Origin of the sequence: Winogradskyella sp. (assembly GCF_016744625.1) — a bacterium.
Lineage (GTDB): Bacteria > Bacteroidota > Bacteroidia > Flavobacteriales > Flavobacteriaceae > Winogradskyella.
The window spans coordinates 1-12218 of the sequence record NZ_JADGDZ010000097.1 but is presented as its reverse complement, the minus strand read 5'-3'; the positions used below and the strand labels follow the sequence as shown (position 1 = coordinate 12218).

11 protein-coding genes are annotated in these 12218 nt (G+C 31.4%); 7 read left to right on the top strand and 4 right to left on the bottom strand.

Going from position 1 to position 12218, the window contains the following annotated elements; all coding sequences use genetic code 11:
• From QZZ53_RS14945 to QZZ53_RS14925, 5 genes are all read left to right on the top strand, one after another.
• Positions 1-2058, top strand: a 2058-nt coding sequence (locus QZZ53_RS14945) for a POTRA domain-containing protein (protein WP_296386144.1), incomplete at its 5' end; no start/stop codon positions are given.
• 155 nt (positions 2059-2213) lie between these two features.
• Complete coding sequence (locus tag QZZ53_RS14940) at positions 2214-3326, top strand: OmpH family outer membrane protein (RefSeq protein WP_296386142.1); 1113 nt, start codon at positions 2214-2216, stop codon at positions 3324-3326.
• Positions 3327-3359: 33 nt separating this feature from the next.
• The gene (locus QZZ53_RS14935) at positions 3360-3860 is read left to right on the top strand and encodes an OmpH family outer membrane protein (protein WP_296386140.1); all 501 of its coding nucleotides are present in this window, start codon (positions 3360-3362) and stop codon (positions 3858-3860) included.
• Between the two features lie 64 nt (positions 3861-3924).
• Positions 3925-4701: a glutamate racemase gene (gene murI, locus QZZ53_RS14930; protein WP_296386138.1), complete on the top strand. Its 777-nt coding sequence runs from the start codon at positions 3925-3927 to the stop codon at positions 4699-4701.
• 33 nt (positions 4702-4734) lie between these two features.
• A complete protein-coding gene (locus tag QZZ53_RS14925) occupies positions 4735-5082 on the top strand; it encodes a GTPase (protein ID WP_296386136.1) in 348 nt (115 codons plus the stop codon).
• 107 nt (positions 5083-5189) lie between these two features.
• Here QZZ53_RS14925 and QZZ53_RS14920 read toward each other — a convergent pair whose 3' ends face one another.
• The 3 genes from QZZ53_RS14920 to QZZ53_RS14910 are packed head-to-tail and all read right to left on the bottom strand — an operon-like array spanning position 5190 to position 8614.
• Positions 5190-5705 carry a gamma carbonic anhydrase family protein gene (locus tag QZZ53_RS14920; RefSeq protein ID WP_296386135.1) on the bottom strand — a complete coding sequence of 172 codons (516 nt, stop codon included), beginning with the start codon at positions 5703-5705 and terminating at the stop codon, positions 5190-5192.
• Positions 5706-5708: 3 nt separating this feature from the next.
• A complete protein-coding gene (locus QZZ53_RS14915; RefSeq protein WP_296386133.1) occupies positions 5709-6443 on the bottom strand; it encodes a LytTR family DNA-binding domain-containing protein in 735 nt (244 codons plus the stop codon).
• Positions 6444-6445: 2 nt separating this feature from the next.
• Complete coding sequence (locus QZZ53_RS14910) at positions 6446-8614, bottom strand: histidine kinase (RefSeq protein WP_296386146.1); 2169 nt, start codon at positions 8612-8614, stop codon at positions 6446-6448.
• 217 nt (positions 8615-8831) lie between these two features.
• Here QZZ53_RS14910 and QZZ53_RS14905 point away from each other — a divergent pair, with 217 nt between their 5' ends.
• On the top strand, positions 8832-9863 hold the full coding sequence (locus QZZ53_RS14905; RefSeq protein WP_296386131.1) for an SIMPL domain-containing protein: 1032 nt from the start codon (positions 8832-8834) through the stop codon (positions 9861-9863).
• A gap of 5 nt (positions 9864-9868) precedes the next feature.
• Positions 9869-11035, top strand: a complete 1167-nt coding sequence (locus QZZ53_RS14900; RefSeq protein ID WP_296386129.1) for a vWA domain-containing protein — start codon at positions 9869-9871, stop codon at positions 11033-11035.
• Between the two features lie 53 nt (positions 11036-11088).
• On the opposite strand, the gene QZZ53_RS14895 is transcribed toward QZZ53_RS14900, so the two are convergent.
• On the bottom strand, positions 11089-12099 hold the full coding sequence (locus QZZ53_RS14895) for a type IX secretion system membrane protein PorP/SprF (RefSeq protein ID WP_296386127.1): 1011 nt from the start codon (positions 12097-12099) through the stop codon (positions 11089-11091).
• Positions 12100-12218: the final 119 nt, after the last annotated feature.

The following is a 12218-nucleotide window of genomic DNA, read 5'->3' as shown; positions in this document are numbered from 1 at the left end:
AAAGTAAATATTACAACCTCCCAAGTTATTGATTCTATTGAAAAAGAAAGAGTCGATATGAGAATTAAAATAGATAAAGGACAAAAAGTAAAAATTAAAGCCATCAATTTTGATGGTAATGAAAAAATAAAGGACAAAAAACTTCGTAAGGCTATGAAAAATACGAAGAAGAAAAATCCTATTCGTATTCTAAAACGTTCTAAATATATAGAAGAAGATTACAAAACGGATTTAGTTAGCGTCGTTGATTATTATAAAGAGAATGGATATAGAGATGCAAGAATTATTTCTGATTCTATTATTTATAATAATGAAAAAACCATAAGTTTAAATATAAAAGTTGAGGAAGGTGAAAAATATACTTTTGGTAAGATTACATTTGTAGGTAATACGGTTTATACAGACAGGCAATTAGCCAGTATCTTAAAAATAAAAGAAGGAGACACCTACAACGGTGTTGAGTTAAGAGAACGTATCGCTGACCAAAGCAATCCAGATGCCAATGATTTAACCAATGCATATCAAAACTTCGGTTACATGTTTTCTACAATAAGTCCTGTTGAAGTTAGTGCAGAAGGTAATGTTATTGACATGGAAATCCGTATCTCAGAAGGTAAACCAGCATACTTCAATAATGTTACAGTAGTTGGTAATGATGTTACAAATGACCACGTTATATATAGAGAGATTAGGACGCGTCCTGGAGAACTTTACAGCAAGGCAAAAATCATTAGAACCATTAGAGAATTAGGTCAATTAGGTTTCTTTGATGCACAGCAAATTGCTCCAAATATTAAAAACCCTAATCCCGTAGATGGCACTTTAGATGTCGAGTACTCTGTTGTAGAGCAAGGATCTAGTCAAATACAACTACAAGGTGGTTATGGAGGTGGAGGCTTTATTGGTACTTTGGGCCTATCTTTCAATAACTTCGCAATCAAGGATATTTTTAAGAAAGATGCATACAAACCAGTACCTAGAGGAGATGGACAAAGTTTAGCATTAAGATTGCAAGCGAGTCAATTCTTCCAAACCTATAGTTTTTCATTTAGTGAGCCATGGTTAGGTGGGAAAAAACCGTTTCAATTATCTACATCGCTTTCGCATTCTAGACAATTTTTATTTAATCCTCAAACACGTAGAGCAGATAAAAGCAGGCGTTTTAATATTACAGGTTTAACTTTTGGTCTTTCAACAAGATTGACTGTGCCAGATGATTATTTCTTATTATCACAAGCTATAAGTTACCAACATTACAATTTACAGAATTATAACACAGGCCTTTTTACCTTTGGTGATGGAACATCAAACAACTTATCCTATACTATTGGTTTAAGCAGAAATAACTTATACAACGACCCTATTTACCCAACAGGAGGTTCTAATTTTTCCGTTTCAGCTAAATTCTCATTCCCTTATTCGTTAATCAATGGTGTAGATTATAAAGCATTAAAAGAAGAAAGAGATGGATTAGATTCTTCAGACGCAGATGATTTAACTCGTATTGGGGAAATTGACCAAGAACGTTTTAAATGGTTAGAATTTTATAAAGTAAAGTTTAAAGTAGATTGGTATACTGAATTGACTAAAAAATTAGTTTTAAGACCTAGTATGGAATTTGGCTTCTTAGGTGCTTATGATAACGCTAGAGGTGTCATTCCGTTTGAGCGTTTCTTTGTTGGAGGTGATGGATTAGGAAACTTTTCTTTAGATGGTAGAGAAGTTGTTCAGCTACGTGGTTATCCAAATCAATCATTATCATCTCAAGATGGTGGTTCAATTTATAACAAATTCTCTCTAGAGTTACGCTACCCTATTACATTAGGTGCTCAAGCGAAAATCTACGCACTATCTTTCTTAGAAGCTGGTCAGTCAGTAAATGATTTTAGAGATTTTAATCCTTTTAACCTACAAAGATCTGCAGGTTTTGGATTAAGAATATTTATGCCTGCGTTTGGTTTATTAGGAATTGACTTGGGTCATGCATTTGATAAGCTACCTAACGGAACATCACCAAAAAAATGGGAAACTCACTTCATAATCGGACAACAATTTTAAGTTTGGCACGATATTTTCTAATTACGTAAGTAAGGATTTCATCATGGTGTTAAAATTTTTAAGAATATATTTCGTTAATTTGAAGTATCGTAACACTGAAAACAGAGAAATATTTGGTTTTAACAAAATAGGTCTCAAAACAAAAACATATAATGATGAAATATAAAGTTCTTTTTTTATTGGCAATAATAGGTCTAATGAGCTTTAATGCAAATGCACAACGTGGTGTTAGAATAGGCTACATTGATACTGAGTATATTTTACAAAATGTTCCAGAGTATCAAGAAGCATCTACTCAACTCGACAAAAAAGTGCTGAAGTGGAAAACAGAAGTAGAAAAAAAATTAAGTGTAATAGAACAAAAGAAAAAAGAACTCGAAAATGAGAGTGTTCTATTAACAAAAGAATTATACGAAGAGAGATTAGAGGACATTTCGTTTGAAGAAGCAGAAATTTTGGACTATCAACAAAAACGATTTGGACCAAACGGAGATTTAATGATTCAGAAACGTCAGTTGATAGAACCTATACAAGATCAAATTTTTGCGGCTGTACAAGATATTGCTGAAACGGGAAAATATGATTTTATATTTGATAAATCCGCAGATGTTGTAATGCTGTATTCGGCTGAACGCTATGATGTAAGTGAACGTGTTTTAAAAACAATAACTAGAACATCTAAACGATCTCAAGCAAAAAATAAGAAAGAGCGTAAAGAATTAGAAGAAGAGGCTGTTGTTCCTGTGGTTAGCGAAGAAAAAGATGCTCGACAACAAGCATTAGAAGACAGAAAGGCAACAAGAGAAGCAGATTTAGCAGCAAAACGTGCTGAGCGCGAAAAAGCAGCAGAAGATAGAAGAAAGCAACAGCAAGAATTAAGAGAAGCTAAAAAACGTGAAGCTGAAGAACGTCGTCAAAAAGCTTTAGATTCAAGAAAGAAGAAAACTTCTAAAACTGATGAAGAAGTAAAAACTGTAGCTAAAGACACAACAGTAAAAGCTAAACCTACGGTAAAAACTGATAGCACAAAGGCTAAAGGTGCTATCAAAAAAGATTCGACAAACGCTGAAAAACCTAAAACATCAGCAGAGATTTTAGAGGAAAAGCGTTTGCAAAAAATAAAGGATAGAGAAGCTCGTACAAAAGCCTTAGAAGCCAGAAAACAAAAGATCTTAGATCAAAGAAAAAAAGCACGTGAAAAACGTGAAAAACAAATAAAAAAGAACGATTCTATAGCAAAAGCTAAGAAAAAAGGAGAAAACAATTAATAATTTATAACACACAAATACAATTTAGAACAAATGAAACATTTAAAAACTTTACTATTTGCAACCGCACTTTTTATTGGAGCTACAAGTTTTACAGCTGCGCAAAGTAAACTTGCACATATTAATACACAAGAGTTGATTAAAGCTATGCCAGCATACACTAAAGCACAGGCAGAGATAGAACAAATGGGGAAAACCTATGAAGCTGAAATACAAGCTTCTCTAAAAGAATTAGACAAAAAACTTAAACAATATAATGCTGAGGCAGAAGCGCAAACTCAAGAAGAGAACCAAAAGCGTATGCAAGAAGTTGAAGGTATGAAACAAAGTTTAGGTCAATTTCAACAACAAGCACAAAAAGATTTACAAGAAAAAGAATTTAACTTGTTAAAACCTATTACAGAAGAAGCTAAAGCTGCAATTGAGAAAGTAGCAGCAGCTCAAGGTATTAATTACGTATTCGAAGCTGGTAGCTTAATCGTGAAAAAAGGAAAAGACCTTATGGCTGATGTAAAAGCAGAATTAAAGATATAGACCTTATTAAAATATATATTCAAAAAAGTCGCTTATCACTAAGCGACTTTTTACTTTTGTAATAATGAGTAAATCAATTGGCATTTTCGATTCTGGTATAGGAGGCACATCTATCTTTAAGGAGATTCATACACTTCTACCAAATGAAAACTTTATCTATTTAGCAGATAGTAAGAATGCTCCTTATGGTAACAAAACTAAGGAAGACATTCTTCAGTTAAGCATTAAAAACACTGAGCTATTAATAAATGAAGGCTGTAAACTTATTGTAATTGCCTGCAACACAGCAACCACAAACGCTATATCTTATTTAAGAGCTAACTATGACATCCCTTTTATTGGTATAGAACCAGCGATTAAACCAGCTGCTTTAAACACACAAACCAAAACTATAGGCATATTGGCTACTAAAGGGACTTTAAGTAGTCATTTGTTTCATAAAACAACTAATTTATATGCTAGTGGTATAAAAGTGATAGAAAAAGTAGGAGAAGGTATTGTGCCATTAATAGAAAATGGGAAATTAGATTCTAATGAGATGAGAACACTTTTAGAAATCTATTTAGAGCCAATGCTAAAGCAACATATAGATTTTCTAGTTCTGGGTTGCACACACTATCCATATCTTATACCAATGCTCACTAAAATGCTACCAGAACATGTAAAAATCATTGATTCTGGATTAGCTGTTGCTAAACAAACACAAGCTGTTTTGACTTCCAATCAATTATTAAACACTTCTAATGACAAAACATCTATCAAATTATATTCTAATGGCAATGTAGATATGCTTAATTCTATTTTAGACAATCAATTTGATACATCTTATTTAGATTTTTAGTAAGGATTGTGTTCAAAGCTTTACTAAGTAATTATGACTTTACTATTTATTTATAATGCCAACTCGGGAAAACTAAATGCGCTATTTGATGCTGGTCATAAATTATTCAGTCCATCAACATATCAATGTAGTTTATGCGCTTTAACTTATGATACTTTTACCGAAAATACGATTTGGAAGACCTTTAGAAAGGAAAGCAAATTAGAAATGGAGTTTTATCATAAGGATGAATTTGAAGCTAAATTTCCTAGTGTTAAAATGATATATCCAACAATTTTAAAACTTGAAAGCAAGCAACTCACTACGGTTTTAAATCCGGATGTTTTAAATGAAATTTCGGATGTTAAAGTACTGATAGAAAGACTGAAATCTAGTATTTAAAAGATGAGATGCTGAAAGAAATTTAGCATAATAAAAATTGAGGTTAATTCTAAAATAATGATTTTTCAAATGAGTAGTCATCCTGAACTTGTTTCAGGATCTAGTTGTCAATCTTTAAACCAACTCGAATATTCCACATAATTATCTGCAATTCTATTGATTTCTCCAGAAATTAATTCCTTACTAATATCTTTTACTTTTTTTGCTGGTACACCAGCATAAATACTACCAGACTCTACAATAGTGTTTTTTGTAACCACTGCTCCAGCTGCTATAATGCTGTTACTTTCCACTACACAATCATCCATAATAATACTTCCCATACCTATTAACACATTGTCTTTAATAGTACAACCATGTACAATAGCATTGTGTCCAATAGAGACATTATTCCCGATTGTTGTTGGTGATTTTCGATATGTGGCATGTATAACTGCTCCATCTTGCACATTTACCTTATTACCCATTTTTATATAATGTACATCTCCTCTAATGACAGCATTAAACCAAACGCTACACTGATTTCCCATAGCTACCTCTCCTACTATTGTTGCATTTTCAGCCACAAAACAGTCGTCAGGTATTTGCGGGCTTTTTCCTTTTACTGGTTTTATTATTGGCATAGTTTATTTAAAATAAGATAATAAATCGGACTTTTTAGAAGCAGAGACCATAATCTCTTTGCCATTGCTTAGTACTACACTTCCGCCTTTACCTTTGACATATTTAACTATCTCATTGACATTAACTAAGTAGCTTTTATGTACTCTGGCAAAATTAGCGTCTCTTAAGCTTTCCTCTATATACTTTAATGTTTTACTAACAAGCTTCTTTTTATTAGTATTTAGAAAAATCTCTGTATAGTTATCGTCTGCCTTACAATACATAATATCTGCAGTTTCTATAACCTCAAATCCATCTTGTTGTGGAATAGTAATTTTACCATAAACCGAATTTGTTTTTGGCACTAAAACCTGGTCTTGCAATGCATCTTCCTTTGTTCTAATTTCCGTAACATAATCCACAGCTTTAATTAACTCATCTATAGAAATAGGCTTCATTAAATAATAAGAGGCATGTGCATTTAAAGCATCAATCGCATAATGATTATAAGCTGTTACAAATATAGTTTCAAAATTAATATCACCTACTTTGTCTAATAAGTCAAAAGCATTACCATATGGCATTTCTACATCTAGGAATACTACATCTAATTCATTATTTCGAATTAGTACCAAAGCACCTTCTACATTAGCAGCCTCACCAATAATTGAAATATTTGGACAATATTTAGTGAGATAATTTCTAAGAATCGCTCTACTTGTTTCTTCATCTTCTACTATGATCGCATCTAATTTCATACTTAATCCTTTTTTAAAGTCACAACTACTTTAGTTCCTGCATCTTTTAAATCCTGAAAATCTTCAATAGTCACGTCCACTTTATCTTTATACATCTCATTTAAAATGGCTACACGTTTTTTAATGTTGTTCATTCCTTTAGAATTCTGCTTTTTCTGGTTTGCTGTTTTCGAAGCTTTTGAACGTTCTCTACCAATACCATCATCTGAAATAGTAATAGTTAATTCGGCTTTAGATTTTGGTTGTATCACAATATTTAAATGCCCTTTTTCTGTTTTATAACGTAGCCCATGCCAAACTGCATTTTCTATATAAGGTTGCAATAGCATTGGAGGAATTTGAAATTCCTCAACATCTATAGAGTCGTCCACATCTATAGAATAATCAAACTTATCTTGAAATCTAAAATGCTCTAACTTAGTATATAAATCTAATAATTCGATTTCTTTTTTTAACGGAATAAAATCTTCTTCACTGTTTTCTAAAACGGAACGCATTAAATGTGAGAAATCTGATAAATACTTATTTGCTGTACGCTCATCATTTGTTGCTATAAAACTATTTACAGAGTTTAAAGCATTAAAAATAAAATGAGGGTTCATTTGGCTTCTCAAAGATTTTAAAGCCAATAAGTTGTTTGCTAGTTTCTGCTGCTTAATGTATTTAAACATTAAATATCCTGTAATCAACAATAACACCAAACCACTTATAAGGGAGTAAATAATAAGTTGTTGACTTCTGTTTCGCTCTTGTGTTAATTCGTACTTACTTTGAGACAACGCTCTATCACTTTCTAACGATGTAATTCTATTTTGTTGTTCTGCAATATTTCTACTAAAACGTGCTACTTGTGATATCTCTTGTACTTTTTTAGCATACAATTCGTCAACAACATTTATGTGTTCAGACAGAATTTCGTAGCCTCTTTTGGTTTCACCAGATTCTATAAGGGCTTCAGAAAGTTTTCTAGTCGCATCTTTTTTTACTATTAGGTCTTCTTTTGCATCTGCTTCTTCAATACTCTTTTCATAATAAGGAATTGCATTAACCAAATCATTTTTTAGATAATAAGCGTTACCTATTTTATAATTTTGTTTTTGCGAGGTTATTGCACTTTCATTAGAAATAACAGAATCTCTTTCTATATCTTTAATTCCTTTTATAGCTTCTTTTCTCAATACAATTTCACTTTCATAGTCTTCATTATCGCTATTAAATTCTGCTACTTTAATCTGCTCTTCTACAGCTCGCTTTTTATTCTCTTTTTCAGCTAAGTTCAAAGAATTACTATAATAATCCTTAGCCTTACTTTTTTCCCCTTGCTCATTATAAGCTTGAGCAATTTTAGAATTTAGATCCGTAACTTTTGGAGCTATTATATGTTGTTTTGCAATTTTTAATCCTTCTTCATAAGACGTAATTGCTTTTGGGATATTGTTAATTCTTAAATTTGCGTCTCCAATACCTTCATACAATACTGTTTTTTCATAATTAGATAAGTCTTTTTTATTGAGATTTTCATACATAGAAATACTCTTTAGAAAATCTCCATTACTTCTATAAGCTTTTGCTAATTTGAGTCTCGCAGATGATGTTTCAGTATTTTGTATACTAATTTTAAAAGCCGAAATCGCTAAATCATATTGTTTCCAATGCACATAAACATCTCCCAATAACTCATGGGCTTCAGCACTTTGATTTGTAGATACATCAACATTAAGTGCATCTCCTATAAATTTTATACTTTTTTCTGCGTCTGTTTTGAGATAGGAATCCGCTGAATCTATCATTTTATTGAAACGTTTTAAATCGCTATTCATCTTAGACCTTCTACCAGGTTGATCTTCATCGATGACTTCTATTGAAATACGTTCATTGGTTTGTATGGTGTAATAAATGGTTTCAAAATCGTTATGGCTTATAATCAACTCGTCACCAATCCTTGCTTTTATTGTGAATTTGCCATCAAAATTGGTTGTAGTGTATTTACCTCCATTAACTAATATTCTAACATCACTATAAGGAGTATAAGAGTCTTTCTCATATACAGAACCTCTTATGCTGAATAATGCTTCACGTACTGGTTTGTCCGCTTCTCTGTTTTGCCCATAAGCAGAAAAAACAACCAAGCAAAAAAGTAAACCTATAATATATGTTCTAAATGTTTTCACGTATGCCAATAAAAATAATTGGATTAAACTTACACACTTTATTTGGTTTTGTAAAATTGACCATATAGAATTACTGGTAGATAACTTCAAAAAAAGCTATTGTTACTAAAATAGTCGTCCACTTCACTCATCGAAACACCAGCATTACTCATTCTAGTTTTTAATTAAAGTTTTTTCGACAGAGTTTTACAGTGTTAATCAAAAAACATAAATCATAATGAAAAAAAGCAATTTAGCGTTTCTGCTAGTGATGTTTAGCTGTTGTTTTCTAACAGCTCAACATAAAGGAAATTACAATCAGATTACAAGAGACATTTCTCGACAAAACATTTTAACCTCTGGGAATGCTCAAATTTATAATCCAGTTGTTCAGCAACAAATTCATAAAGTATTGCAAGCTAGCAACATTTTAACTATCGATGTAAAAGCACTTCAAAACGTGAGTGCAACTACATATACTGCTGTATTTAATTTATCTCAGATTGGACCTTCAGCAGAAAAGACTAACCAATTGATGAAAGAACGCATTGACAGTATTAAAATTAGATTAAACGCAAATAACATTACCCAAAAAGACATCGCTATTGATGTAATTTCTTTTGTCCCTGTTTATGAAGTTGAAGTCACAAAAAAACTATTCAGCAAAACTTACACTGAAGTGCCCAAAGGCTTTGAATTGCAACAAAACATTCATATTCAATTTACTAAAACAAATCAGTTTGAATCTATCTTAGAGGCTTGCGCAAAAAGTGAAGTCTATAATCTTGTTAAGGTTGATTATTTTATTGAAGATATCAAAGTTGTTTACAAGAACTTACAAGACCAATTACTAAAACTCATTGAAAACAAAAAAGCGTATTATGAAATTTTAGGTTTCGATCTATCAAAATATAATATTGCCATTGCTGATGACAAATATTGCTACTTTCCAAAAGATTTTTATCAAAGTTATCAAGCATATAACAGTGTTTCTTTCGAGGCCTTAAAAACAAATAAAGGAGTTGCAACTGCGAAAAAGCAAACCTCTTATTATTATCAACCTCTCACTTATGAAAGTTATGATGTAGTTATAAATCCTTCCATTTTAGAACCTGTTGTTCAAATAGGTATGAATATAAAATTAGTGTTTACACCAAAACCTAAAGAGAGAAAACAACAACCCATTACAAAAACAGAAATAGATCATAAATACTATGTGATATCACCAAATGGCACCATCGATGTAAAAGAATTAAACACAAAAAATTAGAAATTATGAAACCACAATTTAAATCTTTGATACTTGCTATGAGTTTTGCTACACTCACAGCATGTAATGCAAATACAAAATCGAATGAGCAAGATTTAGTAGTATCTGAAACTATTATTGAAACAAATTCGAAATCTGAGAAACCAGAAATTAAAGTTGCTTTATTGTTAGATACGAGTAACAGCATGGATGGTTTAATTGACCAAGCCAAAGCACAACTTTGGCAGATTGTAAATGAATTATCTTATGCAAAATGTGAAGAAAAAAGTCCAAATCTTAAAATCGCACTTTATGAATATGGAAATGATAATTTAAACGCTGAGGAAGGATATTTAAGACAAGTTATTGCTTTTAGTGATGACCTAGATGACATTTCTAAATCATTATTTTCACTAACAACAAATGGTGGAAATGAATATTGTGGTAAAGTGATTAAGACTGCTTTAAACCAGTTAGATTGGGGAGAGGATAAAGATGATTTAAAACTTATTTTCATTGCAGGAAATGAACCTTATACCCAAGGAAAAATAAGTTATAAAGACGCGTCCACATTAGCACATAAAAATAATGTTACTGTGAATACTATTTTTTGTGGTGATTATAATCAAGGAATATCAAATTACTGGAAGGACGGTGCAGATTTAACACATGGTAATTATATGGCTATTAATCATAATCAAGCGACAGTACATGTAGCATCTCCTTATGATGATAAAATTTTAGAACTGAATGAAAAACTAAACAAAACTTATGTTGCCTATGGAAAAGCTGGTAAAGCTAAAATGGAAATGCAAGCCGAACAAGACATGAATGCAATTAGTTATAATAAAGCAAATGCGGTAAGTAGAACTGTAAGTAAAAGTTCGCGCTTGTATAAAAATAGTTCTTGGGATTTGGTGGATGCTGAGAAAGAAGATGATTTTTCTTATGAAAATTTAAAAGACAATCAACTTCCTGAAGAACTTAAAGGTAAATCAAAAACTGAAATTAAATCTTATGTTGAAAAAAAGCGCAAAGCACGTAAAAAACTTCAAAATGAAATTGTAACATTAAATTTAAAACGACGTAACCATATTGCCAAGCAAAATAAAAATGCCAAAAATGGTCTTGAAAATGCCATGATTAAAGCTTTAAAAACACAAGCTGAAAAGAAAAATTATAAATGGGAATAAAAGAATAAATTAATAAAAGAAAAGGCTCAATGTAAATTGAGCCTTTTCTTTTATTAGTTTATCGCAGGACAGTTACATTCATACTTCTCTCGTTTACAATTAAAGTTATAACCTAAAGTTATTTGATGAAAACCACCTGTATTAAAACTGATAGTATTCGCTTGATAAGAATATGTATAAGCAAACATAAATTCATTATAATCGACACCAATAAACGGTGTTATATATTGTAATTTTTGACTACTAACACCAGAACCATCCACAAATTCCGCACCATCTAAACTTCGTCTATAAGATAAACCTCCCCAAACTTTACCAAAATCCATTTCTTTATAAACTTTGGCATTAACATCTATTGAAGATTCTTCTGTAGCATCTCTGTACATATACATAATAGAAGGCTCATAGCTCCATTCACTACCAAACTTACTAAATGTATAACCTGTAGAGAATAAGTAAGTTCTCAAGTTTTTGAATTCAAAACCTTGTCTATTAAAATTTATTCCTTCATTTTCAAGTATATTCTTTGCTGTAAAATGTGCATAAAAATCTAAAAACTGGTAGGAAAATCCAAAATCAATATTAAAATTAGTTGCGCTTTGTTCTATTCCTGCAACTGCCTGATCAAACTCTCCTGGAGCCAACCAACTAGTTTCATCTAACTTATACTGCAAGAAACCAGCGCTCAATCCAAACGATAGCATATTTAAATCAATTTCATTTCTAGAAAACATTAAATGATATGCAAAGGTTGCATAGCCTCCTACTGTAGAATGAAAACCATTAGAATCATTAAAAAGAATACCTCCAACTCCAACTGGTGAATCTCCTATTTTACCATTCATACTTATTGTTTGTAAACTTGGTGCATCGTCGAGTCCAAACCATTGTTGTCTCGCTGTTAATCTAACCTTTGCACAATTAGCTACTCCAGCCATTGAAGGATGAATTAAATAATAATTATCAGTTAAATAATCCGAATAAATCGGAATACCTTCTTGAGCAAAACTAAAATTTGCTATAAAAGCTATAAATGCTACTAAACAAAACTTTTTCAATCTCATATTTATTTTATCGTTTCAGGGTAAAATGGGCTTTAAATTCTTTTCTGGTATCATTCAGAGGTTCGTCATAAGTTACTGTAAACCAGTAATCACTTGTTGGCATCATATTGCCATTGTAC